The sequence below is a fragment of the Breoghania sp. L-A4 genome, from assembly GCF_003432385.1.
Classification (GTDB): domain Bacteria; phylum Pseudomonadota; class Alphaproteobacteria; order Rhizobiales; family Stappiaceae; genus Breoghania.
Genome location: NZ_CP031841.1, coordinates 1,205,319 through 1,229,589, shown reverse-complemented (window position 1 = coordinate 1,229,589; position 24,271 = coordinate 1,205,319). Strand labels below are relative to the sequence as shown.

Annotated in this window: 23 protein-coding genes, 1 tRNA gene, 1 pseudogene and 1 riboswitch; of the genes and pseudogenes, 11 read left to right on the top strand and 14 right to left on the bottom strand. The window is 63.8% G+C overall.

What is annotated here, in order from left to right; genetic code table 11:
• Positions 1-11: 11 nt before the first annotated feature.
• The 3 genes from arsC to D1F64_RS05720 are packed head-to-tail and all read right to left on the bottom strand — an operon-like array spanning position 12 to position 1,809.
• Positions 12-359, bottom strand: coding sequence for an arsenate reductase (glutaredoxin) (arsC, locus tag D1F64_RS05730; protein ID WP_248304639.1), 348 nt, complete (start codon positions 357-359; stop codon positions 12-14).
• Entirely contained in the window at positions 356-1,468 is a 1,113-nt protein-coding gene (locus D1F64_RS05725) for a quinone-dependent dihydroorotate dehydrogenase (RefSeq protein ID WP_117411634.1), read from the bottom strand. The genes arsC and D1F64_RS05725 overlap by 4 nt, the downstream gene beginning before the upstream one ends.
• Positions 1,465-1,809: a DUF952 domain-containing protein gene (locus tag D1F64_RS05720; protein ID WP_248304638.1), complete on the bottom strand. Its 345-nt coding sequence runs from the start codon at positions 1,807-1,809 to the stop codon at positions 1,465-1,467. The genes D1F64_RS05725 and D1F64_RS05720 overlap by 4 nt, the downstream gene beginning before the upstream one ends.
• Before the next feature lie 133 nt (positions 1,810-1,942).
• On the opposite strand from D1F64_RS05720, the gene D1F64_RS05715 reads away from it, so the two are divergent.
• Positions 1,943-2,920, top strand: coding sequence for a thermonuclease family protein (locus tag D1F64_RS05715; RefSeq protein WP_117411633.1), 978 nt, complete (start codon positions 1,943-1,945; stop codon positions 2,918-2,920).
• 42 nt (positions 2,921-2,962) lie between these two features.
• A complete protein-coding gene (locus D1F64_RS23115) occupies positions 2,963-3,121 on the top strand; it encodes a hypothetical protein (RefSeq protein WP_162901324.1) in 159 nt (52 codons plus the stop codon).
• 23 nt (positions 3,122-3,144) lie between these two features.
• Here D1F64_RS23115 and D1F64_RS05710 read toward each other — a convergent pair whose 3' ends face one another.
• Positions 3,145-3,894, bottom strand: a complete 750-nt coding sequence (locus D1F64_RS05710; RefSeq protein ID WP_117411632.1) for an SGNH/GDSL hydrolase family protein — start codon at positions 3,892-3,894, stop codon at positions 3,145-3,147.
• Positions 3,895-3,898: 4 nt separating this feature from the next.
• Positions 3,899-5,554, bottom strand: a complete 1,656-nt coding sequence (locus tag D1F64_RS05705) for a lysine--tRNA ligase (RefSeq protein WP_117414453.1) — start codon at positions 5,552-5,554, stop codon at positions 3,899-3,901.
• A gap of 282 nt (positions 5,555-5,836) precedes the next feature.
• On the opposite strand from D1F64_RS05705, the gene D1F64_RS05700 reads away from it, so the two are divergent.
• Complete coding sequence (locus D1F64_RS05700) at positions 5,837-6,250, top strand: tellurite resistance TerB family protein (RefSeq protein WP_117411631.1); 414 nt, start codon at positions 5,837-5,839, stop codon at positions 6,248-6,250.
• Positions 6,251-6,257: 7 nt separating this feature from the next.
• On the opposite strand, the gene D1F64_RS05695 is transcribed toward D1F64_RS05700, so the two are convergent.
• Together D1F64_RS05695 and apaG are read right to left on the bottom strand one after the other, a co-directional pair.
• Positions 6,258-7,706, bottom strand: coding sequence for a TrkH family potassium uptake protein (locus D1F64_RS05695; protein ID WP_248304637.1), 1,449 nt, complete (start codon positions 7,704-7,706; stop codon positions 6,258-6,260).
• 188 nt (positions 7,707-7,894) lie between these two features.
• The gene (gene apaG, locus D1F64_RS05690; RefSeq protein ID WP_117411630.1) at positions 7,895-8,287 is read right to left on the bottom strand and encodes a Co2+/Mg2+ efflux protein ApaG; all 393 of its coding nucleotides are present in this window, start codon (positions 8,285-8,287) and stop codon (positions 7,895-7,897) included.
• 278 nt (positions 8,288-8,565) lie between these two features.
• On the opposite strand from apaG, the gene D1F64_RS05685 reads away from it, so the two are divergent.
• Positions 8,566-9,177 (top strand): CDP-alcohol phosphatidyltransferase family protein, encoded by a 612-nt coding sequence (locus D1F64_RS05685; protein WP_117411629.1) that lies wholly within the window; start codon positions 8,566-8,568, stop codon positions 9,175-9,177.
• Between the two features lie 6 nt (positions 9,178-9,183).
• Here the strand turns inward: D1F64_RS05685 and D1F64_RS05680 are convergent, their stop codons facing one another.
• Positions 9,184-9,999 (bottom strand): lytic murein transglycosylase, encoded by an 816-nt coding sequence (locus tag D1F64_RS05680; RefSeq protein ID WP_117411628.1) that lies wholly within the window; start codon positions 9,997-9,999, stop codon positions 9,184-9,186.
• Between the two features lie 114 nt (positions 10,000-10,113).
• Positions 10,114-11,340, bottom strand: coding sequence for an O-succinylhomoserine sulfhydrylase (locus tag D1F64_RS05675; protein WP_117414451.1), 1,227 nt, complete (start codon positions 11,338-11,340; stop codon positions 10,114-10,116).
• Positions 11,341-11,382: 42 nt separating this feature from the next.
• Positions 11,383-11,461, bottom strand: a riboswitch (SAM riboswitch).
• A 200-nt stretch (positions 11,462-11,661) separates the two neighbouring features.
• On the opposite strand from D1F64_RS05675, the pseudogene D1F64_RS05670 reads away from it, so the two are divergent.
• The 3 genes and pseudogenes from D1F64_RS05670 to D1F64_RS05660 all read left to right on the top strand — a co-directional run bounded on the left by D1F64_RS05670 (position 11,662) and on the right by D1F64_RS05660 (position 14,588).
• A pseudogene (locus D1F64_RS05670) lies at positions 11,662-12,761 on the top strand (2'-deoxycytidine 5'-triphosphate deaminase).
• Positions 12,762-12,771: 10 nt separating this feature from the next.
• The gene (locus tag D1F64_RS05665; RefSeq protein WP_117411627.1) at positions 12,772-13,320 is read left to right on the top strand and encodes a YigZ family protein; all 549 of its coding nucleotides are present in this window, start codon (positions 12,772-12,774) and stop codon (positions 13,318-13,320) included.
• A 203-nt stretch (positions 13,321-13,523) separates the two neighbouring features.
• Complete coding sequence (locus D1F64_RS05660) at positions 13,524-14,588, top strand: YihY/virulence factor BrkB family protein (protein ID WP_248304636.1); 1,065 nt, start codon at positions 13,524-13,526, stop codon at positions 14,586-14,588.
• 22 nt (positions 14,589-14,610) lie between these two features.
• Here the strand turns inward: D1F64_RS05660 and D1F64_RS05655 are convergent, their stop codons facing one another.
• A complete protein-coding gene (locus tag D1F64_RS05655) occupies positions 14,611-15,420 on the bottom strand; it encodes an ion transporter (protein WP_117411626.1) in 810 nt (269 codons plus the stop codon).
• Between the two features lie 162 nt (positions 15,421-15,582).
• Between D1F64_RS05655 and D1F64_RS05650 the strand changes: the two genes are divergently transcribed.
• Positions 15,583-15,656: transfer RNA gene (locus tag D1F64_RS05650), tRNA-Gly, on the top strand.
• Between the two features lie 1,008 nt (positions 15,657-16,664).
• Here the strand turns inward: D1F64_RS05650 and D1F64_RS05645 are convergent.
• Positions 16,665-17,450, bottom strand: a complete 786-nt coding sequence (locus D1F64_RS05645; RefSeq protein ID WP_162901323.1) for a hypothetical protein — start codon at positions 17,448-17,450, stop codon at positions 16,665-16,667.
• Positions 17,451-18,165: 715 nt separating this feature from the next.
• Here D1F64_RS05645 and D1F64_RS05640 point away from each other — a divergent pair.
• Entirely contained in the window at positions 18,166-18,411 is a 246-nt protein-coding gene (locus D1F64_RS05640; RefSeq protein ID WP_117411624.1) for a hypothetical protein, read from the top strand.
• Positions 18,412-18,463: 52 nt separating this feature from the next.
• On the opposite strand, the gene D1F64_RS05635 is transcribed toward D1F64_RS05640, so the two are convergent.
• Positions 18,464-20,569 carry a glycosyltransferase family 2 protein gene (locus tag D1F64_RS05635; RefSeq protein WP_117411623.1) on the bottom strand — a complete coding sequence of 702 codons (2,106 nt, stop codon included), beginning with the start codon at positions 20,567-20,569 and terminating at the stop codon, positions 18,464-18,466.
• A 67-nt stretch (positions 20,570-20,636) separates the two neighbouring features.
• On the opposite strand from D1F64_RS05635, the gene D1F64_RS05630 reads away from it, so the two are divergent.
• On the top strand, positions 20,637-21,560 hold the full coding sequence (locus D1F64_RS05630; RefSeq protein ID WP_117414449.1) for a transporter substrate-binding domain-containing protein: 924 nt from the start codon (positions 20,637-20,639) through the stop codon (positions 21,558-21,560).
• Here D1F64_RS05630 and D1F64_RS05625 read toward each other — a convergent pair.
• Positions 21,547-22,383 carry a sterol desaturase family protein gene (locus D1F64_RS05625; RefSeq protein ID WP_117411622.1) on the bottom strand — a complete coding sequence of 279 codons (837 nt, stop codon included), beginning with the start codon at positions 22,381-22,383 and terminating at the stop codon, positions 21,547-21,549. The genes D1F64_RS05630 and D1F64_RS05625 overlap by 14 nt on opposite strands.
• 136 nt (positions 22,384-22,519) lie before the next feature.
• Here D1F64_RS05625 and D1F64_RS05620 point away from each other — a divergent pair, with 136 nt between their 5' ends.
• Positions 22,520-23,173 (top strand): alpha/beta family hydrolase, encoded by a 654-nt coding sequence (locus D1F64_RS05620; RefSeq protein WP_117411621.1) that lies wholly within the window; start codon positions 22,520-22,522, stop codon positions 23,171-23,173.
• Between the two features lie 16 nt (positions 23,174-23,189).
• Here D1F64_RS05620 and D1F64_RS24305 read toward each other — a convergent pair whose 3' ends face one another.
• Positions 23,190-24,266, bottom strand: coding sequence for an efflux RND transporter permease subunit (locus D1F64_RS24305; protein WP_248304750.1), 1,077 nt, complete (start codon positions 24,264-24,266; stop codon positions 23,190-23,192).
• Positions 24,267-24,271 lie beyond the last annotated feature (5 nt).

The following is a 24,271-nucleotide window of genomic DNA, read 5'->3' as shown; positions in this document are numbered from 1 at the left end:
AGCAGCCGAGGTTACAGAATTGTAAGCACGTCTTCCGGCGGCCGGCCGAGCGCCGCCTTGCCATTGTTGATGACCACGGGGCGCTCGATGAGGATCGGGTGCGCCGCCATCGCCGCAATCAGCGCGTCCGCGTCCGCAACATCCTTGAGCCCGAGCTCCTTGTAGACGGCCTCGCCGGTGCGCATCAGGGCGCGCGGCGCAATCCCGAGCATGCCCAGAACGGCGCGAATCTCGGCCTCCGACGGCACGTCCTTCAGATATTCGACGATCTCCGGCTCGACGCCGCGATCACGCAGCAATTGTAACGTCTGACGCGACTTGGAGCAGCGCGGATTGTGCCAGATGGTGAGGCCCATCATGCTGCTCCCGAGAAGTCGACCGGCGCATCCGCCCAGGCGTCGACGTTGCTTCCAACCGCCTGTGACAGGCTTTCGAGACCATGTTCATCAAGCTTTGCCGCGAGATGGTCGAGGATGCGCCCGATCAGGCCCGGCCCCTCGTAGATCAGTCCGGTGTAGAGCTGCAGCAGGGTGGCGCCTGCCGTGATCTTGGTCCAGGCTGTCTCACCTGAGTCCACGCCGCCGACGCCGATGATCGGCAGGTCCGGACCGACATGCTTGCGCGCCTTGGCCAGCACCACCGTGGATCGCCGGAACAGCGGGCGGCCGGACAAGCCACCGGCCTCCGCTGAGAGCCTCTTGTCTGTAAGGCCGGTGCGGGTGATCGTCGTGTTGGAAATGATCAATCCATCGACCCGCGCGGCGAGCACCTCCTCGCAGATCCCCGCGATGCCGTCATCATCGACGTCGGGCGCGATCTTCAGCAGCACCGGCACCGAATGGCCGAGTTCGCCCGCCTTCGCATCCCGCGCCTGCATCACCCGGCCGAGCAGCTCCTTCAGGGCCGCACGCCCCTGAAGGTCCCGCAATCCCGGGGTGTTGGGCGAGGATACGTTCACCGTGAAATAAGACGCCAGATCCGCGAAGGCCTCGATGCCGGCCACATAGTCGGCGGCGCGGTCGGCCGTATCCTTGTTGGCGCCCACGTTGACGCCGATGATGCCGCCGCGCCCCTTGCGCGCCTCAAGCCGGGTGCGCAGCACCGCATGGCCTTCGTTGTTGAAGCCAAGCCGGTTGACGACGCCGTGATCGGCGATCGCGCGAAACACCCGCGGACGGGGATTGCCCGCCTGGGGCCGCGGCGTCACGGTACCGATCTCGGTGGAGCCGAAGCCCATCCGCAAGACGGCGTCAGGCACCTCGCCGTTCTTGTCGAAACCGGCGGCCAACCCCACCGGGTTGGCGAAATCGAGACCGAACACGCGCTGCGCCAGACGCGGGTCGACGCGCGGCGGGCACATGGGAACGACACCGCTTGCGAGCGCCCTGACGGTCAGCCCGTGCGCGGTTTCCGCATCAAGATTGAACAGCGCCTTGCGGCCGAGCGCATTCACCAGCCCGCCGATCATGCGCCCAGCTCCGGGAACGTGTGAACGCCGGAGGCGTTGACCGGCAGCGGCTTGACCCACAGCGCCTTTGCGGGGTCGAGCGGAGCGTAAAGATGCGGAAACAGCGCTCCGCCGCGAGAGGGTTCCCATTTCAATGCTGCACCCAGTGCGTCGCTCTCCAGCGCCACCAGGACCAGCCCGTCCTGTCCCGCGAAATGCTTGGCGGCGGTCTCGACGGCCTGCTCGCCGGTTGAGAAATGAATGAACCCGTCCGCCAGATCGACCGGCGCGCCGTCGAACCGCCCTGCGGCAACCGCCTCGTCCCACATGTCCTTGGGGCAAATCTTGTAGATCAGCGTCACCGGGCCACTCCGATATTTTCAATGCCCTCTCTTCGCCCAGCGGCGGGGAACAAGCAAGCCCGGCGCACGGAATTGGCATGCGCCGCCACAACCGAATATAACCGTGTCGAGGTCGACCAGGGAGCCCGCCTTCATGCCGCGCGCAGGCAAAGCTGTTGTTTTCGGAGCGCTCGTGCTCGCCGCCGGGGCGGCGCTGCTCCTGGCGCGCGCGCCCGAGACGCCCGCGCCTCAGCAGAACACCCCGGAAGAGCCCAAGGCTTCCGCGATCGGACAACCAGCGTCCCTCGATCTCACCCCGCAAACGGCCGGGTTCGGCGAGACAGTCTCGCCGGCGCGCCGCGATGTGACGCCCGAGAGCATGACCAAGGGCCCAACCGTGACCGGCCCCCTGGTGCGCATCGAAGACGCCAAGCCAGAACGGCCCAAGCGCCCGCCGCCGCCGAAGACCATGCGGCTTCATCCCGTGGTGGTGGTGGATGGCGGCACCCTGCGTCACGATCAGATGACGGTGCAGTTGGCGGGCGTGCGGCCATTGGCGCTCGACGCGCGATGCGGCGGCGGTGATGGCTGGCCCTGCGGACGCCTGGCGCGGACGGCGCTGCGACGGCTGATCCGCGGCCGCTCCGTGTCATGCGAACGCGAAGACGGCACGGCGATGACGGGCGCATTGGTCACGGCGCGCTGCCGCATCATCCGGCGCGACATCTCCGACTGGCTGATCGAACAGGGTTGGGCGACGCCAGCGGATGACGCCAACGATGCCGCGGCAAGATTGCTGGCGGCGGCGCGCGAAGCCGGACGCGGACAATGGCGCGTGAAACAGCTCGCCGCGGAGGAGACCACGCCCCTGCCCGATCCGGCGCAAACGACGCTCGAGGGCGTCGATCTCGATGTGCCTGAGATTGAAGGATCGCCTTTCGATTTCGGCGGCATCGAACCGGCGACGGAGCGTCCGGTCGTGCAACTGCCGATCCCCGGACTGCCGCCATCCCAATGGGGCGTGCCCGATCCCATTGAAACACGGCCCGGCAGCCTCCGCCCCGGCGGCCTCAATCCGGCGGGATCGGTTCAACCGGGCGCGGCGCTTCCGACCCTGCGCCTGCCGCAATAGCCGCGTATTGCCATCACGGCGTGCGGACAATACACACCCCTCATGACATTTTCCCTGCCGCGCGCAACTACGCGCCCTTCCGGCCTTGCCCTCACCGGCGCCTTCATGGGGCTCGGGTCCAGGGGCTATTTCCAGGCCATCGAGCGGCTGCCGGTGGCGCTCGCCGCGCTGATGGCCATCGTCGTTGCCGCGAAAGCCTGAACGCTGTCGAACCGGAGCGGCACTCAAGCGGCGGGATCGGTGTCCATATGCGCGGCGATATGCGCCGCCCAGCCCGCGAACCCCTTCTCGGAAGGGTGGAAGCCGTCGGGGGCGAAATCCTCGGGCGTCAGCCCAATCATGCGCGGGATCACCATCGCGCCGCGTTCGGGGCACAGGCCGCCGGCGATGCGGTTCACCATCTGCGCGCGGATTTCCAGGATATCGGCGATGGGACGGGGCAGCGCCGGCACCTCCGTCATGCGCAGGATCTGCGTCCAGTAGATCGCGGCCTCCGGAAACCGTGCGCGCAAGGCGAACAGCAGGCCGCCGAAGCCCTTGCTCCAGCGCCGCGCGGAATTGAAATTCTTGGTGTCGTTGACCCCGACCGTGATCAACACGTGGGTCCAGCCGCCGTCTTCCAGATGCGGCGCCACATGATCACGCAACTGCTCCGCGGTGGCGCCGTTAAAGCCTGCGGCGCGGTAGAACACCGGCCGGCCGCTGGCCCGGTTGAGCTCCAGCGCCACGCGGGCGGCAACGCCGTCCTCCATGCGCGCGATGCCCACCGCGGCCGCGGACGATTCCCCCACCACGAGAAGCCGGATTTCGGCGCCCGCTCCGGCAAAGCGCCCCGACAGCGCGCCGCGGGCGGGCAGCAGGCGCGGCGTGCGCAGCCGCACGCCGATGCCCTGCACGGCATAGACGGGAAAGGCCAGCCACGATGCCATCGCGGCCAGCCTTGCGAACCGGCCGCCTTCCGCCGGGCCGCGCATGCGCCTAGCCAAGCTCGCCGGCGAGACACTTGGCGATTAGCGCCCGGGTCTCGTCGATGCCGTAGAGCGCCACGAAGGAGCCGAAGCGCGGCCCCTTTTCCTGGCCCAGCAGCAGCTGGTAGAGCGAGGAGAACCAGACGACCGAAACGCCGGGACCGCCGTCCGGCCCCGTCTTCTTTGGATCCTGGTAGCGCTCAATCGCCCGCGCCACGTCCAGGATCGCGTCCTGGATGGTCGCGCCGTCCGCATCGGCGGGCAGCGAGGCCAGCTTGGCGTCCAGATCGCTCAACGCCTGGCGCTCGACCTCGTCGGGCTGCTTGAAGGTCTTCGCCGGCATGACGAAATCGTCGAAATAGCGGATCGCGTAGCCGACCAGCCTGTCCAGCTCCGGATTCGTTTCAGGCGTCTCGCCAGGCGCGTAGCGCGAGATGAAGGCCCACAGAACATCCTTGTTTTCCGCGTTGGAGGCGGAGACGAGGTTGAGCAGCATGGCGAAGGGCACCGGCATGTCGATCGCCGGCACATTGCCCGAATGAATGTGCCACACCGGGTTGCCGAGCTGCTGCTCGACCGGCTGGTCCGGGTACTTCTGCGCGAAGGTGAAATACTCGTCCGCCGCCTTCGGGATCACGTCGAAATACAGCTTCTTGGCGCTTCTGGGCTTCTGGAACATGTACAGCGACAAACTCTCCGGCGAGGCATACGTCAGCCACTCGTCGATGGTCAGGCCGTTGCCCTTCGACTTGGAGATCTTCTCGCCGTTTTCGTCCAGGAACAGTTCGTAGACGAAATGGTCCGGCGCCGTGCCGCCCAGGATCTCGCAGATCCGGTCGTAGATCGGTGCGTTCGCGAGATGATCCTTGCCGAACATCTCGAAGTCGACATCGAGCGCTGCCCAGCGCGCGCCGAAATCGGGCTTCCACTGCAGCTTCACGTTGCCGCCGGTGATCGGAAGCGTCATGTCGCGGCCGTCCTCGCCTTCGAAAGTGACGGTCCCGTCCTTGGCGTTGACCTCTTTCATCGGCACGTAGAGCACCCGGCCCGACGTCGGAGAGATCGGCAAAAACGGGCTGTAGGTCGCCTGGCGCTCGGCGCCCAGGGTCGGCAGCATCACATCCATGATCGCCTGATACTTCTCCGCGGCCTTCAGCAGAATCGCATCGAACTTGCCCGCCTTGTAATACTCGGTCGCACTGGCGAACTCGTAGTCAAAGCCGAAGGTGTCGAGGAAACGGCGCAACATGGCGTTGTTGTGCGCGCCGAAGCTGTCGTACTCACCCTCGAACGGGTTGGGTACGGCGCTCAGCGGCTTGTGCAGATGCGGCTCGAGAAAGCTCTTGTCCGGCACATTGTCCGGGATCTTGCGCATACCGTCCATGTCGTCGGAAAAGCACAGAAGCCGGGTGGGAAACCTGTCTTCCGTGAGAACGCGAAAGGCATGGCGCACCATGGTCGTGCGGGCGACCTCGCCGAACGTCCCGATATGCGGCAACCCCGACGGACCGTAGCCGGTTTCAAACAGAACCGTCTTGCCGTCCGCGCGTTTCTCCACCCGTTTGACCAGCTTGCGCGCCTCTTCAAACGGCCAGGCCTTGGAGGTCTTGGCTGCGGCGGTGATCTCAGGCGACAAGTCGAGCGGCGGCAGGGATTGCACGGTCATGATATTCAGTTCCGAATACAGGGATACGCGCGCTTCCTGCGCGCCGCCGGACACTAGAGCGCTTCCTCGCCAAATGGAACCAGTCTGCGGCGATGAATTTCACCAACGATCAGGAGGGTCGGCGATCGGCATATCGCCGGCATCGCGGCGACGAGCGTGGCGTCGATTGACGGCATGCGCCGGCCAATACCCGCGTATGGTCGCCCCATTCGCTTGCGGTGCGGCAGGCAAGTCCCTACGTTTCGCAACGTTGTTCCATCCACGCGCGAGAAGCACACCCTCATGACCGAGACAATTTCCCATCACCACGCCTTGATCTACACCATGGTGACGATATCCGCGGCCGACCGTACGATGACGGATTCCGAACTGCTGACGATCGGAGATCTGGTGCAGACCCTGCCGGTGTTCCGGGATTTCGAGAGCGAAGCGCTGGTCGAAACCGCGGAAAACTGCGGCGACATGCTGCAGGGTGACGACGGACTGGACGCCGTGCTCGATCTCATCGCCAACTCGCTGCCCAGGAAGCTTTACGATACGGCCTATGCGCTCGCCGTGGAGGTCGCCGCAGCCGATCTGCACGTGGAGCAGGAGGAGTTGCGCTTCCTCCAGTTGCTGCGCGACAAGCTCGATCTCGACAAGCTAACCGTTGCCGCCATCGAGCACAGCGCGCGGGTGCGTCACCGGGTCGCCTAAGACGCGCTCACATCCGCCAGAATTGCGGGATGAACAGCACCAGGACGGTGAACAGTTCCAGCCGTCCCAGCAACATGCCGAACGACAGCAGCCATTTGGCGGTGTCGTTCAGGGGCTGAAAATTGCCAGCCGGGCCGATGATTTCTCCAAGGCCCGGACCGACATTGGAAATTGCCGTTGCGGCGCCGGAGATCGCGGTCAAATCGTCCAGACCGGTCATGTTGAGCGCGATCGCCAGCGCGGCAAAGCAGAAGATGTAGAGAAACACGAAGCTCTGGACGGCGGCGATGACGTTGTCGCCCAATTGCCGGCCATTGAACCGCGGCACGAAGACGCCATTGGGATAGATCGTGCGGTTGAGGTGCTGGGCGAGGTTCGCGAAAACCACCTGGATGCGGAAGACCTTGATGCCGCATGACGTGGATCCGGCGCAGCCGCCAATGAACATCACCACGAAAAACAGTCCAGCCGAGAACGGTCCCCAGGCGTTGTAATCCGCATTGGCGTAGCCGGTGCCGGTCATGATCGAGACGACGTTGAAGGCCGCGTAGCGCAGCCCGTCGAGCCCGTCATGCACCCCGGTGGCATGCTCGTAGAGCCAGATCGTGAGAATGAAGCCGGCCAGCAGGATGAAGAACATCCGCACCTGCGAGTCGCGAAACAGCGATCCGGGCTCCCCCTGCAGGGTCTTGATATAGAGCATGAACGGCAGCGAGCCGCCGCACATGAAGACGATGGCGATCCAGTCAATGAACGCGCTGTCGAAGTGCCCGATCGACGCATCCTTCGACGAGAACCCGCCAGTCGCGACCGTGGTCATCGCATGCATGATGGCGTCGGTCAGTTGCATTCCGGCGATGTAGTACAGCGCGGCACAAAGGGTGGTCAGTGCGATGAAGATCAGCGTCATGATGCCGGAAATCTGAGTGGCGCGCGGCAGGATCTTCTCGGGCGCGTCGAAGGCCTCCGCCTTGAAAAGCTGCATGCCGCCGACACGCAGCATCGGCAGCACGGAGATCGCCATGACGATGATACCGAGGCCGCCCAGCCACTGCAGGATGGCGCGCCAGAACAGCACGCCCGGCGGCGCGTAATCGAGCCCGACGATCACGGTCGCGCCGGTGGTGGTCAGCCCGGACATCGCTTCGAAGAAGGCATCCGTGTAGCTCGGCACGATGCCGGACCACAACAGCGGCAACGCCCCGAAGGCCGACAGCGCCACCCAGACGGAGGCCGTCATGACAAAGGCCTGCCGAAGGGTCAGCTCCGCCGGGGCACCGCGTGATCCCGCCCACAGGCTGCCGCCGACCATCATGGTCAGAAGGGACGACGCGGCGAAAATGCGCCAGTCATCGTTCGCAGCGGCCAGATCGACGATTGCCGGCACCATCATGGCGCAGCCGAGCGTGGCCAGCAGAACGCCGATCACCAGCAGGATCGGCCTGAAATCGAACAATGCGGCGCCTCTCGAATCGGGTGTTCCGCACGACCATGCGCGCGGCCGCGACTTTCAACCGGGACGCACCTTGCGTCAATCGCTCTGCCACGGGAATGATGTGTTCCGCGGCACGCGTTGGGCGCGGCTGCACGGACTGCGGCATAGGCGAGCCCGCGCCGGTGCGATGCGGCGGCCGTGGCGAGGTGTTAGTTCAGGACCCGGGGAGCGTCGGGCAAATCGAGGGAGAAGGCCGGAATATCCACCGAGAAGGCCTCGCCGTCCGCGCCTTCCATCTGATAGGAACCGATCATGAAGCCCGATGCGGTGGCCAGCGGACAGCCGGAGGTATACTCGAAGCGCTCTCCCGGCTCCAGCCGCGGCTCTTCGCCGACAACGCCTGCGCCGCGCACTTCTTCCACGCGCCCCAGCGCGTCGGTGATTTTCCAGTGCCGCGCGCGCAACTGCACGGGCTCGGTCCCCTGATTGACGATCTCGACCGTGTAAGCCCAGAAATAGTGGTTTTCCGCGGGTGCGGATTCGTCTTCCAGATACACCGGTTCGACGGTGACTTGTATCCCGCGGGTGAGCGAACGGTACATGCGCCTATCCTGAACTTCCTGCCGGCCGGATACGGGCGGCCTCCCCGGCTGTCGCCCGTCGAGCCATCGGAACCCGGCGAGCCATCGTGCAGACAGGCGCGCGGTGAACCACAAGACGCGCCGTCATATCGACAGCGGCACTACCGCGACGCCGCCCCGGCGTCAATGGCAACCTGCACAAGACAGCCGCCGCATTGACGCCGGGGCTCCGATCGGGCGAGTGTGGCGCGATTTCGAGGCACCCGCCGATCCCCCGGACACGTTGAAGCCAATCCGCCATGCTCGACCGCCACGCGCGCAAACTGATCGATCCGCCGCTCAACGTTGCGGGACGCGGCCTCGCGGCGATGGGCATCGGCGCCAACACCGTGACGTCCGCAGGGCTTGTCCTGGGCCTGGGCGCGGCACTGGCGATTGTGTATGGGCACATGCTGATCGGCCTGGCGCTGATCATCGCCAGCCGTCTCGCCGACGGGCTGGACGGCGCCATCGCGCGCGCCAGCAAAACGACCGATCTCGGCGGCTTTCTCGACATCACGTTCGATTTCTTCTTCTACGCCGCCGTGCCACTGGCCTTTCTGATCCACGATCCTCAGGCCAACGCGCTTGCGGGCGCGGTGCTGCTGGCAAGCTTCTACGCCAGCGGCACGACGTTCCTGGCATTTGCCGTGATGGCGGAAAAGCGCGGCATGGCGACATCGTCGCAGGGCATCAAGTCGCTTTACTATCTCGGCGGCCTGGCCGAGGGCACGGAGACCATCGCGGCCTTCGTGCTGATGTGCCTGTGGCCTGCGTCGTTTGCCATGATCGCCTGGGTATTCGCGGGCCTGTGTTTCCTGAGCGCCGCCACGCGCGTGATCAACGTCGCCTATATCCTGACGCGACGATGAGCGGCCCTACCCGCGCAGCTTGCTCGCCATCACCGAGATGGTCTGCACGTAGACCTTGGCCCGGTTCCATTTGAACAGCACGTCATAGTTGGCCGAGCCAGGCTCCCAGGACTGGCCACGCCGCCAGCCATACTGCTTGAGATAGTTGGCGGTGGAGGCCAACACGTCGGGCACGGACCGGATCAGGTCGCGGCGGCCGTTGCCGTCATAGTCGACGGCATATTTCACGTAGGACGAGGCCAGGAACTGGGTCTGCCCCAGTTCCCCCGCCCAGGCGCCCTTCATGTTGGCCGGCGCCATGTCGCCGCGCTGGACAATCGTCAGCGCGCTCATCAGCTCGTTGGTGAAGAAGTCGGAGCGCCGGCAGTCGTAGGCCAGCGTGGCCAGCGAGCGGATCGCCGGCATGCTGCCGGAATTGCGTCCGAAGCCGGTCTCCAGACCCCAGATCGCCACGATGACCTCGGCCGGGACGCCGTATTGGCGCTCGATGCTGTCGAACAGCCGCCTGTTGCTGGCCATCAACGCGCGGCCGCGCTTGATCATCGCGTTGTCGACGCGGCGCTTATAGAACTGGTCGAAACTCAGCTTGAAGGATTTCTGCGAGCGGTCGAGCTTGATCACCCGGGGGTTGTAGCTGACTCCCTTGAGCGCCGCGTTGACGGTGCGCTGGGATATGCCTTGCGCCACGGCCTGGCGTTTGAAATCCGCCAGCCAGGCATTGAACCCGCCTGGTCCGTTGCCGCAGCTCGCCGCCGCGGCCGGCCCAACACATCCCAATACGGCCGCCAGCGCCGCCCCCGCAATCAGTCGCGCAATCCGCATGGCAATTCTCCCGACCTGCAATCAATCCGCTACAACCCGCCACAAAGCGGCGCAAGGATCAATCTATTGCAGGCCGGAAAAATCACGCAACGGCATTTCTCACGATACGGTTACTCAGGCTGTCTCGAGGCTCGCGCCGCGATGCAGTGTCACGGACTGACCCAACGCCTTGTCGAGATCCGCGATCAGATCATCCGGATCCTCGAGCCCGACGGACAGGCGCAGCATGCCGCCGGATATGCCCAGTTCCGCCCGCGCCTCTTCCTTGAGGCTCTGGTGCGTGGTCGTCGCCGGATGGCAGATCAGGCTCTTGGCGTCGCCGAGATTGTTCGAGATCTTGATGATGTCCACGCCGTTGCAGGCCGCGAAGGCCGCGGGCTTGCCGCCTGCGAGTTCGAAGGCGATGAGCGTCGAGCCGCCGGTCATCTGCTTGCGGGCGACCGAGGCCTGCGGATGGTCGTCCCGGCCGGGATAGATCAGCCGGGCGACGCCTTGGTGTCCGGCGAGATAATCCGCGATCATCGCGGCCGTCGCGGTCTGGCGCTCGACGCGCAGCGGCAGCGTCTCGAGACCCTTCAGCATCACCCAGGCGTTGAAGGGGCTCAGGCTCGGACCCGTGTGCTTGAACAGCGGATGCACCTTTTCCTCGATCCACTCCTCATCGGAGAGGATCACGCCGCCCAGACACCGGCCCTGACCGTCAATGTGCTTGGTGGCGGAGTAGATCACAACGTCCGCGCCCAGCTTGAGCGGCGACTGCCACAGGGGCGTGGCAAAGACGTTATCGACGATAAGCCGCGCGCCAACTACATGCGCGATGTCGGCAACGGCCGCGATGTCGATGATCTCGAGCGTCGGATTGGTCGGGGATTCCAGAAACAGCGCCGTGGTATTGGGCCTGACGGCCGCCTTCCACTGCTCGAGGTCGGTGCCATCGACCAGCGTGGCCTCGACGCCGAAGGTCGGCAAGAGGGTCTCGATGATGTAGCGGCAGGAGCCGAAGAGCGCCTTGGCGGCGACCACATGATCGCCCGCCTTCACGGCGGCCATGATCGCGGTGTTCACGGCGGCCATGCCGCTGGCGGTGCCGCGCGCGGCCTCGGCGCCCTCCAGCAGGCACATGCGCTCCTCGAACATCGCAACGGTGGGGTTGGCATAGCGTGAATAGATGAAGCCCTCGTCCTCGCCCTTGAAGCGGGCTTCCGCCGCTTCCGCGCTGTCGTAGACGAACCCTTGCGTCAGAAACATGGCTTCGGAGGTCTCGCCGAAGGGAGACCGCGTGATTCCGCCGTGCACCAGCGTCGTCGCCGGGCGCCAAGTCCTGTCCTGATATCCGCTCATCGTCAGCTCCAAAAACAAAAAAACCCGGCCATAGACGGCCGGGGTTTTTAGCTCCCGACCTTTTAGCGACTTGTTTAACGTGGCTGCAAGCCGGCCGGCCCAAATTACCACGGATCACCTTCTGATTACGGCAACTGATCCTTGGCGTCAATGCGCGGATCGGCTAGATCATCCTGCATCGGGACGGAGTCGCCCGCACGCGAACGAGTTGCCCAAGCCTACTCGCTTGACGCATCTTGTCCATGCCTTGCCGGATTCGGTCCCTTGCCGGGATCATCGGGCCGGTGCGGCGGGACGAGGCAACCAAAAGACAGGATGACCATGACGGGCGAGCCGATCGGCATACTTCCGGCGCACAGCATCGAAGCTCTTTTTGCGACCGGAGGCATTGCAGCCGGCCGGCCGCGCGACGCAGACCAGATCCAGCCCGCCAGCCTGGATCTCAGGTTGGGGCAGGTCGCCTGGCGAGTTCGCGCCAGCTTTCTGCCCGGTCCCGGCAATTCGGTCGAGAGCAAGCTCGAGCGGCTGAAGCTGCACGAGGTGGACCTGAGCGGCGGCGCCGTTCTGGAAACCGGCTGCGTCTATATCGTGCCGCTGCTCGAAGGACTGGCCCTGCCCTCGGACCTTTCCGCGACCACCAATCCGAAAAGCTCCACCGGCCGGCTCGATGTGTTCACCCGCGTGATCACCGACGAGGGCCGTGAGTTCGACACGGTGGCTCCGGGCTACACCGGACCGCTCTACGCCGAGATCAGCCCCAAGACGTTTCCCGTGCTGGTGCGCACGGGCTCGCGTCTTTCGCAGATCCGCTTCCGCCGTGGCCACGCCCTGATTTCCGACAGTGAACTCGTCGGCATCGACACGGAATCCGCCCTGGTGGATGGCGGCGCCGCGCGCATCGGCGGCGGCGTGCAGCTGTCGATCGATCTGGCCGGCATGGGCGACGACAGGCTCGTCGGCTACCGCGCCAAGCGCCACACCGGCGTCATTGACATGGACGTCAAGGGCGCGCTCGATCCGCTCGACTTCTGGGAACCCATCCGCCGGCGGGGAGACGCCTCGCTGATCCTCGACCCGAACGAGTTCTACATTCTGGTCTCCAACGAGGCCGTGCACGTGCCGCCGGATTTCGCGGCCGAAATGGTGCCCTTCGATCCCCTGGTCGGCGAGTTCCGGGTACATTACGCCGGCTTCTTCGATCCGGGCTTCGGCCATTCCGCCATTGGCGGGGAAGGCTCGCGCGCGGTGCTCGAAGTCCGCTCGCACGACGTGCCCTTCATTCTCGACCATGGCCAGACCATCGGCCGGCTGGTCTACGAACGCATGTGCGAGCGCCCAGGACGCTCTACGGCGAAGGCATCGGCTCGAACTACCAGGGTCAGGCGCTAAAACTGTCGAAGCACTTCAAACCCATCGGCTGAGCCCGCAAAGATGGCACTTCAGACCATCACCACCGAATGCCTTGGTGAACTCGAGGACCGCAAGTCGCGGTTTCTGGCCTCTCTCGTTCCCATTGCCGCCTTTGACGCACGGCTTTCCGAGCTGCGTGCCGAGCATCGCAAGGCCAACCATCATGTGACGGCCTTCCGGCGGATGATGGACGACGGCAGGATCGAGGAAGGCGCCAGGGACGACGGCGAGCCGGCGGGAACGTCCGGAATGCCATGTCTCAAGGTGCTGCAGGGCGCGGAGCTGGTCGATGTCGGCGTGATCATCGTGCGTTATTTCGGCGGTGTGAAGCTCGGCGGCGGCGGGCTGGCGCGCGCCTATTCGGGTGCCGTTCAGAACGCCATCGAACGGTCCGACCGTCGGCCGTGGCTTCGCATGGGCCGCAAGACCGTCACTGCCGGCTTCAACGAGTCATCCGCATTGGAGCAGCGCGCCGCCCAGGCGGGGCTCACCATCGAGGCGCGTGTCTTCGACGAGACCGGCGTTTCATTGACCCTGAGCGGCCCAGCCGACATGCTGGGGACCTTCTGAGCCCGCATTGCGTCGTTCCTGGCCGAAGGGAACGAACCGGCCATTCGGGCCGTTTATCGGGCGGCAGGTGCCGGCGGGCGCGGGAAAGGGTGGCGGGACGATGCAGGGGCGAACGCAGCATGAGTGACGAGCCAAAAGACGCACCCCGCCCATCCATGCCGGAATCCGGGCGCGCGCCGCACGCGCCCGGGGACTATGGATCCATGGATGACGCGCCGGGCGAGACCCTGGCGGAAGTGGCGGCGCATGCCGCCCCGGAGCCCGAGGACGTCGCCTCGCCGTCCGAACACGACCTGCGCACGGCCATGAGGGAACAGGATCGCGGACGCTACGCCGACCGCCCCTCCGCCATTCCCTGGCGGGGCTGGTTCGACGTCACCTGGCGTGTCTATCTGCAGCTGTCGCATGACCACGTCATGCTGGTGGCCGCCGGCGCCACCTTTTATTTCCTGCTGGCGCTTTTCCCCGGTCTCGCCGCCTTCGTGGCGCTCTACGGCATTGTCGCGGATCCTGCCACCGTCATCCAGCACATCGACCTGTTCAGCGGTTTCGCGCCCACCGGCGGCATCGATCTCATCCGCGACCAGCTCACATCCCTTGCCCGGCAGAGCGACAACACGCTGTCCTATGCGTTTCTCACCGGTCTCGCCGTCTCGATCTGGAGTGTCAACAACGCCATAAAGGCTCTGTTTGAGGCGATGAATATCGCATTTAACGAGCGCGAAAAGCGCAGCTTTCTCGTCGTGAACCTGCTGTCGCTTTGCTTCAGTTTCGCCGCGATGGGCTTGGGCATCCTGCTGATCTTCTCGGTCGGCATCGTGCCTCCCGTGCTGGCCCTGATCTCGCTGGAGGGCACGGCGCCCTATCTGCTGGCGCTGCTGCGCTGGCCGGTGGTGCTGGGCCTTGTCGGTATCGGCATCATCCTGCTGTATCGCTACGGACCCAGCCGGGAGCCCGCCAAATGGCGCTGGCTGACCTGGGGCGCGGGCTTTGCGACGCTGATCTGGCTTGCCATGTCCATCGGGTTTTCGCTCTACATCGAGAACTTCGCCAACTACAACGCGACCTATGGAACATTTGGCGCAGTGATCGGCCTGATGGTCTGGGTGTGGCTGTCGGTCATCATCCTGATCGTCGGCGCGGAAATCGACGCCGAGATCGAGCACCAGACAGCGATCGATTCCACCGTTGGCGATCCCAAGCCCATGGGCCAGCGCGGCGCCATGGTCGCCGACACGGTGGGCGCCTCGTTCAACCGCCACGACTGACCATCCGCTTCGTCCGCGCGGCCTATCCCGTCGCGCCGTCTTTCCCTCTGACTTCCTCGCGCAGCGCGGCGACTTCCACACGCAACGCCTTGACCTCCTGCAGCACCAATCCCGTCTCGTCATGGATCGCCTGCCGGTCCGCTTCGGCGATATGATCGTGCTCCTCCTGCATGGCGGAGACGATGATGCCGATGAACAGGTTGAGCACGGTGAAGGCGGTGGCGAGGATGAACGGCAGGAAGAAGATCCAGGCGAACGGAAACGCCTCCATCACCGGACGCACGATGCCCATCGACCAGCTTTCCAGCGTCATGATCTGGAAGAGCGTGTAGGCGGATGCGCCCAGCGAGCCAAACCATTCGGGAAAGGCGGCGCCGTAGAGATTCGTCGCCATGACCGAAAAGACATAGAAAACCAATGTCATCAACAGGACGATCGAGCCCATCCCGGGCAGCGCGTTGATCAGCCCGCCGACGACCCTCTGCAGTGAGGGCACCGAGGAAATCAGCCGCAACACGCGCAGGATTCGCAGCGCGCGCAGCACCGAGAGACCGCCCGCGGCCGGCAACAGGGCAATGGTCACGACGATAAAGTCGAACAGGCTCCACGGACGGCGAAAAAAGCCCAGACCGTAGGCATAGATGCGCACCGCGATCTCCGCGACAAAGATCGCAAGCACTGTGTGATCGATCGCGGTGAGAATTCCGCCGAATGCGGTCACGACCGTCTCGCTGGTTTCCAGTCCCAGCGTCACCGCGTTGAGCACGATGATCGAGATGATCGTGATTTCCCACTGGCGCGACTGAACGAGCGCCCTCAGTTTTTCCCGCATGGCCGATAGAGTCCCTTCGCCACCCCTGACAAGCACCCGTGCAAGATGGCCGATTTACCGGTGCATTCAAGAGAGCATCGCGCAACTGCACAGAATACGGCGGCCGGCACCCGCAATGGCGCTTGACAGAGCATGTCGGCGCGCGGGAAATAGGACCCTGATGCGGGTGTAGCTCAATGGTAGAGCAGAAGCTTCCCAAGCTTAAGACGAGAGTTCGATTCTCTTCACCCGCTCCAATTATTTCAATGGCTTACGCTGATAATCCGAAAACGACTATTTCCCGGGGAAGCAATAGGGAAGCACGCCAGCCAACCTTTTCGGCGGCAGAAAGGCCAGTCCCTATAACGCCACAGAACCCGCTAGACCCTGAAACCACCTTATCCAATTCATCTAGTTTCTCTAAATTAACGGCGCGGGCCTCTGGCATACTCATCCCCAAAAATGAAAATAGTTACAAATGAATCCTTTTTCATAGCTTCTTTTAATTTTTCACTTGATGCCTCCAAAATAAAAACATCATCTTTTTCAAAAAAGCAATATAAGTTACATACAAACACATAGAAATAAGTATTAGAGACAAGACTACATATACAAACGCCATATCTCCAACGGGAATTCCTCGCGGACTAAATTCGAGTTCGCCCCTGAAAAACGTCCTCACCCCAAACGTTAGAAGCCCCAATATTGCGAGCCCCGGGACGGAATAGTATATTACAAATCTAACGTTCACCTTCTCCTCTATTTTTGAATAAAAAATATACGCTACGGCCAATAAAATAAAATTAAACAAAAAACAAAAAATTAAAATAGCCGTAATATAACAATAGTATACTACATATTTTTGTGCAAATTCATATTCTGATATCGATATCAAATAATTATAATCTATTTTTAATTTTGTCCAGTATTCAAAAACTTTAAATTCAACCAAATAATCAAATACATTATTTGATTTTAAAATATCATATAAAAAAGCTTCAAATAAAAAAGTGGAAACAACTAATACGACAAAAGTCGAATAGAATGCAATTTTTGTAGAAAATACCACAAATCTAGATGTTCTAACCTGATCTTTTTTAAGTTCTTTTTTACTATTAAAAATACCAGCCATAATTACACAAACTTCCGCTATTCCATTACTTGACAAAAATTTTTACAATCATCGCCAGTAATAACTACATCCTATACACCCGCGCGGCGCGTTCGCATCTTATTCAAGACCACTCTCCAAGAGCATGTCCAGATCACTCAGGTCCGAACGTGCCCGTCGCCAGCGCGTCCAGCTTGTCCAGAAGCACGTTGTTGCGCTGGAACGCGCTGCGCCCCATGGTTCGCCAACCGCCGTTCCACGCGCCGCTTTGCAGTCGCCGCGCCTCTTCCATCGCGCCGCTCAGGCGCGCGCGTCCCAGAGAATCGGGTTTTGCAAACCCCGCACGAACCTGGCCCGCCGCAATGTCCGCCTCACCGGCGAAACACTGGTACCGGATATCCTCCCGCCCATAAAAGATCGCGCGGCACCGAAGATCCTGTCCGGAAATCGCCTGTTTGAGCGCCGCGCGCGCCATCAGTCCGCAGGGATATTTCGCCAAGAACCGGTCCATGCAGATGTCGTCCGGCGCAATGCCGTTCACGAAGGCCAGACGCACCGGGACCTGGCGGTTCAGAAACGTGTCCGAACCGGTGACGACATAGGGCGGCTGGAACGACAATTCCCGCCCGACGATCGAATAGGGCGGACGCGGCGGCGCGAGGGCACCGGGCGGCACCGCGCGTGCCAGCGGCCCCGATGCGGCCGGATCATGCTCTTGCGGCGCGGCGACGGGAACTGCCGCCCTCATGCGGACCTGTTTCGCCTCGCGCAGGATCTGCTCGCCATAGAGATAGGAGCCGACATTGAACGCGATAACCAGCACAATCAGGCCGGCATAGACGCGCGTCGCGCGGCGCCCAAGCCGGTCGCGCAGCGGCGCGATGGCGTCCCGGCCCACCGTTGCCGCGCGCCGCATCGCAGTGCGAAGTCTTTCAACCATCAAGACCGCGGTCGGCGCCATCACAGAGACACTCCAACATGCACGACACGCCCCTCCGACGCCGCACCGCCAGGGGGTATGGCGTCCAGCGCGTCTGCCCGCGCAGATGGGCGCGGACCTGGCATGGCCGGCCGCTCACCCATAACAGGCACGCGCGGCCGTGTCGCGCCTCCACCCGGGATAACGGTGTGGCGATGTCGCACCGACCGCCCATCCTCCCGGATCACCGCACTCTGTATCTCAAATTCGGCGACACCATGGGCGGCGGCGAAAGGCGAAGGCGCTCCTGGATTCGGGGGGCCGCGCGGCCGTTTCCGCATCGGCGTGCAAGATGGCGGACATGCACGTCATGTCAGCGGGCATCCGCACGCCCCCCGAACGTGGATACACAGAAAAAATTTACCTTTTATTCTTGGTTAAGAGGATCTTAACCGCATGATGGCCTTGTGTGGGTGACGTTGCAAAATGCAATTCAGGCGTCGGTTCCGGCTCGACGGATAACGTTAACGGCGCTCGCGGGACCGTGTTGGGCGCCGCGAACAACACGCCGGAGGCACGGCACACCGAACCGGGAACCGGCACTGCCACTTGTTTTTGCCACGTTTATGGCATTGCATGGTGACATTCGGTGACGTGAATACAGGCTGCGCACAAGTTGGACCGGCCTTGATATTTGACCGGTTAATTAAAAGCTGGGTTCCGGGACGTTTCCATCATGAATATCGTGCTTCTCATGTTCCTGGCGTTAGCCCTTCCGGTCGGCCTGTACCTGTCGATCGGCGCCTTGTATTTCATCTCCTGGACGAGCGATCTCATCGAGAACCAGGACAAGCGGGTCGCGCGTGTTCTGCTGGCAGGCATCGCGTCTCTGTTCTGGCCGCTGTCGGTCACCGCGACCTCCGCCGGCTTGTCGCTTGCCGCCGTCGCCCGCCGCAGCAAGACCACCGGGACGAAGATCTGAACTCTGCGCGCTCCGGAAAGTGAGCGCGGCAGGCTTCCCGGCGCATGTTCGGTCACCACGGAACAAGCCATCCGCGGATACGGCCCAGACGCCGCAGTAACCTGGCGCGCACGGGGACCCTTGGTACGCGTCGCGCTGGATCCGGCGGATGCGACGCCGGACGCGTTTTCGCCACGCCATGGGTTGTCTTGCGCCAGTGGCAGGGCCGAATGACCAGCTCTGCCGCCGCGATGGCGAGCGCGGCGCTCATCAGCAGCCAGTAGAACGGCAGTCCGGCCATCTCCCGCCAGCCAAAGCGCAGGGCCCTTTCCCGCGCCGCGCGCCTGATCGCAAGATAGAACCCGCCATACCCCAGGACGATGCACGTCAGGCCGATGCCAAGCACGAGGTCACCGATAATTCCGTCGCTCGACGGCCTCCACGCACCATCCCCCGCATAGAGCCCCACAAGCATCAGAAACGTCGGGTGCGCCGCCAGCGTCAACAGCGTTCCGGCGAAAATTCCTGCAATCACGACGGCATTCACGGCTCCGGCGTTCTTTATGAAATGAACCGGTTGGCGCATGTGAACCACCCATGTCTGCAACCAGCCCTTGTGCCAGCGGATCCGCTGATGGCACCAGGCGCGGAGATCGAGCGGCGCCTCCTCCCAGGTCGTCGAATCCAGAAATCCCACTCGCCAGCCGCTGCGGATCAGCCGGATACCGAGATCCAGGTCCTCGGTCACATTGTATGGATCCCAGCCGCCGCAGGCCCGCAGGGCGTCGGCACGAACATGATTCGAGGTTCCCCCCAGCCGGACAGGCAGGTGCAGCGCCGCCATCCACGGCAGCAGGACGTCGAATTGCAGCGCATATTCCAGGGCGAAATGCCGGGTAAAAAAGCTCTCGTCCGCGTGATCGACCGCCAACCGCGCCTGAAGGCAGCCGAGATCCGACGGAGCCGCTGCGAAGGTTGCGGCAGCCTTGCGAAGCTGGTCCGGTTCCGGCCTGTCCTCAGCATCATAGACGGTGATCAGGTCACCGTGTGCACAGGTGAGCGCGTGCGCGAGCGCCTTGGGCTTGGTGCGCGGGCCGAACGGTGGCACCACGCAGACTTCAAAGGGAGGCCGAAGGCCGGCCGCGTGAAGCGCGGCGTGCGTGCCAAAGTCATCCGCCTCGACGATCATCACGATTTGCAGGCGCTCCGCCGGATAGTCGAGTCGGCGGAGCACCTGCACCAGATCGCCGATGACCGCTTCCTCCCGGTAGAGCGGCACGAGCACACTGTAGCGCGGCAAGGCCGATGACGGTTGCCTTGGGAGCGGGAGCCTCGACGCTGGCCGCGGGGCTGCCGCGGCGGCGATCGTTCGTGCCGCGCCGGCGGCAATGAAAAGCGACCCGGAGGCGACAGACAGCGCGTTGAGCCCGGCGGCCGCATCAAGCCAGCCGATACAACCGGCACCGGCGGCCGCGCCGCCGATTGCCAGTTTCTGCGCCCGGGTGAACAGAAATGCAGCCGACGCCAGCGGCCGTTCGGCCTGCAGCGCCTGCACGGCGCCCTGGCAGACACGAACCGATTCAAGAGCCTGAGGCGTTGTGACCGACACCCGCGAGCGCACCTGCGGGTGGCGCGCCACATAAACGATCACCTCCGCCACACACGCCGGTCCGGGCGCAAGGGCCGCGTGAATCTCCGGACCAGCGTGTTCGACCGCCAGAACGGCCAGGCGCCCCTCCTCGACATTGGGCAGATACCCCTTGCCGCGAGGGTCAGGAACCAGATCCGATATCTCCACGTAGCGAACGCGCAGTTCCTCGGCGAGCCAGCGATAATAGGTCTCGGCCGCCAGGCAGCGTTCGGCGAGCAACACCTCGCCCGGCGCACGACCGGAACGGGCGGCCACATCGGTTGCGCGAATGGCATCCCGGCGCGGCAAGCCGCGGGCAACGAGAAACCGGACGTCGAGGGGTAGCGTGGAAGCGCGGCGAACGGACGGCGTGGCGCCGTTCACGGGCTCTGCCAATAGACCGGGGGAGTTCGGATATTTCCGATTCAGAACGCTGCGGCGCATGGCGAGGCGGCGACGCAACGCCTCAGTGGGTGCCAGAACGGACTCCTGCGGGCTCGCGACGGCCGGACTCTTCGCCAGGCCATCATCCCGGGATTTGCGTTTCAACGGCTTTCCCCCGTCACCGGTCTCGCCTATTGTCGATCCGGTGCCCCAGCAAACTGATTTGATCGATATGCCCCGCGCGACGGATGGCTACGCAGGTTCTGACGACGTGATCCAATTCCTTTCGAAAGCCGCCTCTGCCTCAATCGCGACGCTGGCGGCATTGTCATTCGCTTTTTTTACAACGTCATATTTTTCCGTCGCCAAGGCTGCCGACGTCAATACGTCAGAAGTGACACCGAACATCCCCAACTACTGGAGCCCCCACGTCCGGACCGAACGGCCGGCAACGAACCTGCGGCGGATCCGGTTCCTGACCAGCGACGACTTCCCGCCGTTCAGCTTCCGCGACCCGGCCGGACGCATCACCGGTTTCAATGTCGATCTGGCACGCGCCATCTGCGAGGAACTGGACGTTGCTTGCACGCTGCGGGTGAAACCGTTCGATGCGCTCGTCGAAACGCTGAACCGCGATGAGGGCGATGCGATCATCGCCGGCCTGTCGACCGGCGATCCTGCCCATGCGGACCTCGCTTTCACCGAGAGCTATTTGAAATTCCCCGCCCGCTTCGCTCAGCGCAGAGCCGACGCCGGCCCGATCACACCTGAAAATTTCGCCGGTAAATGGATTTCCGTGGTCGAAGGCACGCAGCATGAAGCGTTCGTGAGGCGCTTTTTCACCGGAAGCCTCATCGCCAGCTACCCCGATGCAGAAAAGGCGCGCGCGGCGCTGCGCAACGGCGACGTCGATGCCCATTTCGGCGACGGCCTGTCGCTCAGTTTCTGGCTGCAGGGGAGCCAGTCACGCGACTGCTGCGCGTTCTCGGAAGGCGCGTGGATCGAGCCGAACTACTTTGCGAACGGGCTGGCCATCGCCGTGCGCAAGGACACGGACGATCTCAGGGACGCGATCAACTTCGCCCTGCAGCAAATCCATGCACGCGGCCGATACGCGGAACTGTATCTGCGCTACTTCCCGATCAGCTTTTATTGACCGGCGGCAGATCGGCGGCGGGCGCCGCCTCGCGGCGCGCGCTCTTGCGGAAGGGCACCGTCAGGCACCAGGCCAGACCGGTCGGCGCGTCGCCGCGTTCCTCCGCCAGGCCGATGTCCATGCCCTCGTGCCCGAGCGCCGGCTGCGCAACATAGGTGCCGAACATCCGGTCCCAGATCGCCAGATTGAAACCGTAGTTGGAATCGGTCTCACGCCGCTGCACCGAGTGATGCACCCGGTGCATGTCCGGCGTCACGATCACCAGGCGCAGCACCCCGTCGAGCCACAGCGGCAGGCGGCAATTGGCGTGATTGAACATCGCCGCGCCATTGAGCACCGCCTCGAACACCAGCACCGCCAGGGCCGGCGCTCCCAGCGCCACCACGATCCCGGCCTTGACGAGCATCGACAGGACGATCTCGACGGGATGAAACCGCAACGCCGTGGTCACGTCGATATCCGGATCGCCATGGTGCATCCGGTGAATGCGCCACAACAGGGGCACCTTGTGAAACACCAGATGCTCCAGCCAGATCACGAAATCCAGCGCGACGAACGACAGGATCCCGGCGACCCAGGGCGAGATCCCGAGCGCGGGAAGCAGGCCATAACCTCGCTCCGCCGCCCAAAGCGCGGTTCCCACGGCCGCCATCGGAAAGACGACGCGCAAGACAAGCGAGTCGATCAGCACGATCCCCAGGTTGGTCGGCCAGCGCCGAACGCGGCCGAAGCGCTGCGCGCGGCGGGGCGCCAGCAGTTCGAAGGCCGCCATGGCAATGAAGACGCCGGCGAATATCACCAGTCGGATCGTCGCTTCACTCATCGGAATTCTTCACTGCCTGCCATCGCGCGGTTGCGCCGCCTGTCCTGTGGCACTATCGCATGACGGATGAGATCACCATGACACACCGTGTCACTTGCCCGTGACCGGGGCAAGAACTCCGCAACGGAACGCGCCGATGACCGATTTTCTCTGGACCCGCCCCGAGGGTGCGCCCGCTGCGACGCTGCTGCTGGCGCATGGCGCGGGTGCCGCGATGGATTCGCCCTTCATGAACCGCTTTGCCGCAACGGCCGCAAGTCTGGGGCTCGCGGTTGCGCGCTTTGAGTTTCCCTACATGGCGGAGCGCCGCGCCACCGGCAAGAAGCGTCCGCCGCCGCGTGCCGACAAGCTGATTGACGCCTATCTCGCGGCAATTTCCGACCTCGGGACCGATATCGCGGGTCCGCTTCTCATCGGCGGCAAGTCGATGGGCGGCCGCATCGCGGTGATGTGCGCGGGCGACCCCGCGCTGGACAAACGCGTCGCCGGCGTCGTCTGCCTTGGCTATCCGTTCCACCCGCAGGGCAAGCCGGAAGAACTGCGGCTGGAGCCGCTGCGCGGAGCCACCCTGCCCTGCCTGATCGCCCAGGGCGAGCGCGACCCCTTCGGCACGCCGGAGGAGATCGCGACCTACGACCTTCCCGCTCACGTGCGGCTGGTGGTTCTCGAAGACGGCAGCCACGACCTCGCCCCGCGCGGGAGATCGCCGGCGACATGGGACGGCAACATGCGCCAGGCGGCCGAAGCCGCGCGTGCGTTTGCGGAAGATTTGCCGTCCGCTCCCGCCTGAGCGCCAGGCAAAAATTTCATTCCGCCGGCAGCGTCGGCCGTGGTTCGGCCGGCGCGCGGCTGTGGCCGTAGATGGAGCGGTAGAGGCCCGCGATGTCGCCGCCGACACCCAGCAGCGCCGGGATCAGGAACAGAACCAGCAATGTGGCGATGCCCAGTCCGAAGACGATGGTGATCGCCATCGGCAACAGGAAGCGCGCCTGGATGCTTTGTTCGAAGATCAGCGGCAACAACCCGCCGATGGTCGTCAGCGAGGTCAGCAGCACCGCCCGCAAGCGGTCCTGACTGGCGCCGACAGCCGCCCCTTCAAGGCTTTCGCCTTCCCCCTGGCGTTCGTCGAAGCGGCTCACCAGGATGATGCTGTCATTGACCAGGATGCCGGCAAGACCGAGAAGCCCGATGAGACTGAGAATGGTCAGCTTGAATCCCAGCAGGTAGTGGCCGAACACCGCGCCGACGATGCCGAAGGGGATGATCGCCATCACCGCCAGCGGGCTGAAGTAGCTGGCGAAGACCCACGCAAGGATCAGGTAGATGCACCCCAGCGCGATCATCGTGCCGATCTTCAGGTCGTAGAAGGACTTCTTGCGCTCCTCCGCCCGTCCCGAGAACTTGTAGTCGACCCCGTTGCGTGCCGCGATATCGGCGAGCGGGCCGGCTTGCAGCTTCTGCACGATGGCCTCGTTCGACGTCACATCGAAATCCACATCCGCGGTGACGCTGACCGACGTCTTGCCGTTGGTGCGCAGGATCGCCGAAAAGCCCTGGCGGTCGAGGAGCGTGACCACCTCGCCAAGGGGCACGTATTCGCCGGTCTCGGCCCGCAACCCGAGATCACGCAAGGCGCTCGCTCCGGTTCCGTCTGTCAGGACCTGCCGCACGCGAATGGCGATTTCCTCGTCGCCGGCCGCGAACCGCCGTGCGACATTGCCCTGCAGCGCGTTGCGGATCTGGCGGCCGACGCTGTCGACCGTGAACCCCAGCGCGCGCCCGCGCGGCGTCAACTCCATGACCACCTCGGGCTTGCCGTAGGGCAGGTCGTCGGCCACGCCGGAGACCCCCGGATAGCCCGACAGCAGCTCCTGCACCTCCAGCGCCG

What these genes read in the sequence shown, in the direction of transcription:
- arsC (WP_248304639.1), bottom strand. Translation starts at nt 359, where the DNA reads ATGATGGGCCTCACCATCTGGCACAATCCGCGCTGCTCCAAGTCGCGT.
- D1F64_RS05725 (WP_117411634.1), bottom strand. Translation starts at nt 1,468, where the DNA reads ATGATCGGCGGGCTGGTGAATGCGCTCGGCCGCAAGGCGCTGTTCAAT.
- D1F64_RS05715 (WP_117411633.1), top strand. Translation starts at nt 1,943, where the DNA reads ATGCCGCGCGCAGGCAAAGCTGTTGTTTTCGGAGCGCTCGTGCTCGCC.
- D1F64_RS23115 (WP_162901324.1), top strand. Translation starts at nt 2,963, where the DNA reads ATGACATTTTCCCTGCCGCGCGCAACTACGCGCCCTTCCGGCCTTGCC.
- D1F64_RS05710 (WP_117411632.1), bottom strand. Translation starts at nt 3,894, where the DNA reads ATGCGCGGCCCGGCGGAAGGCGGCCGGTTCGCAAGGCTGGCCGCGATG.
- D1F64_RS05705 (WP_117414453.1), bottom strand. Translation starts at nt 5,554, where the DNA reads ATGACCGTGCAATCCCTGCCGCCGCTCGACTTGTCGCCTGAGATCACC.
- D1F64_RS05700 (WP_117411631.1), top strand. Translation starts at nt 5,837, where the DNA reads ATGACCGAGACAATTTCCCATCACCACGCCTTGATCTACACCATGGTG.
- apaG (WP_117411630.1), bottom strand. Translation starts at nt 8,287, where the DNA reads ATGTACCGTTCGCTCACCCGCGGGATACAAGTCACCGTCGAACCGGTG.
- D1F64_RS05685 (WP_117411629.1), top strand. Translation starts at nt 8,566, where the DNA reads ATGCTCGACCGCCACGCGCGCAAACTGATCGATCCGCCGCTCAACGTT.
- D1F64_RS05680 (WP_117411628.1), bottom strand. Translation starts at nt 9,999, where the DNA reads ATGCGGATTGCGCGACTGATTGCGGGGGCGGCGCTGGCGGCCGTATTG.
- D1F64_RS05675 (WP_117414451.1), bottom strand. Translation starts at nt 11,340, where the DNA reads ATGAGCGGATATCAGGACAGGACTTGGCGCCCGGCGACGACGCTGGTG.
- D1F64_RS05665 (WP_117411627.1), top strand. Translation starts at nt 12,772, where the DNA reads ATGGCACTTCAGACCATCACCACCGAATGCCTTGGTGAACTCGAGGAC.
- D1F64_RS05660 (WP_248304636.1), top strand. Translation starts at nt 13,524, where the DNA reads ATGGATGACGCGCCGGGCGAGACCCTGGCGGAAGTGGCGGCGCATGCC.
- D1F64_RS05655 (WP_117411626.1), bottom strand. Translation starts at nt 15,420, where the DNA reads ATGCGGGAAAAACTGAGGGCGCTCGTTCAGTCGCGCCAGTGGGAAATC.
- D1F64_RS05645 (WP_162901323.1), bottom strand. Translation starts at nt 17,450, where the DNA reads ATGGTTGAAAGACTTCGCACTGCGATGCGGCGCGCGGCAACGGTGGGC.
- D1F64_RS05640 (WP_117411624.1), top strand. Translation starts at nt 18,166, where the DNA reads ATGAATATCGTGCTTCTCATGTTCCTGGCGTTAGCCCTTCCGGTCGGC.
- D1F64_RS05630 (WP_117414449.1), top strand. Translation starts at nt 20,637, where the DNA reads ATGCCCCGCGCGACGGATGGCTACGCAGGTTCTGACGACGTGATCCAA.
- D1F64_RS05625 (WP_117411622.1), bottom strand. Translation starts at nt 22,383, where the DNA reads ATGAGTGAAGCGACGATCCGACTGGTGATATTCGCCGGCGTCTTCATT.
- D1F64_RS05620 (WP_117411621.1), top strand. Translation starts at nt 22,520, where the DNA reads ATGACCGATTTTCTCTGGACCCGCCCCGAGGGTGCGCCCGCTGCGACG.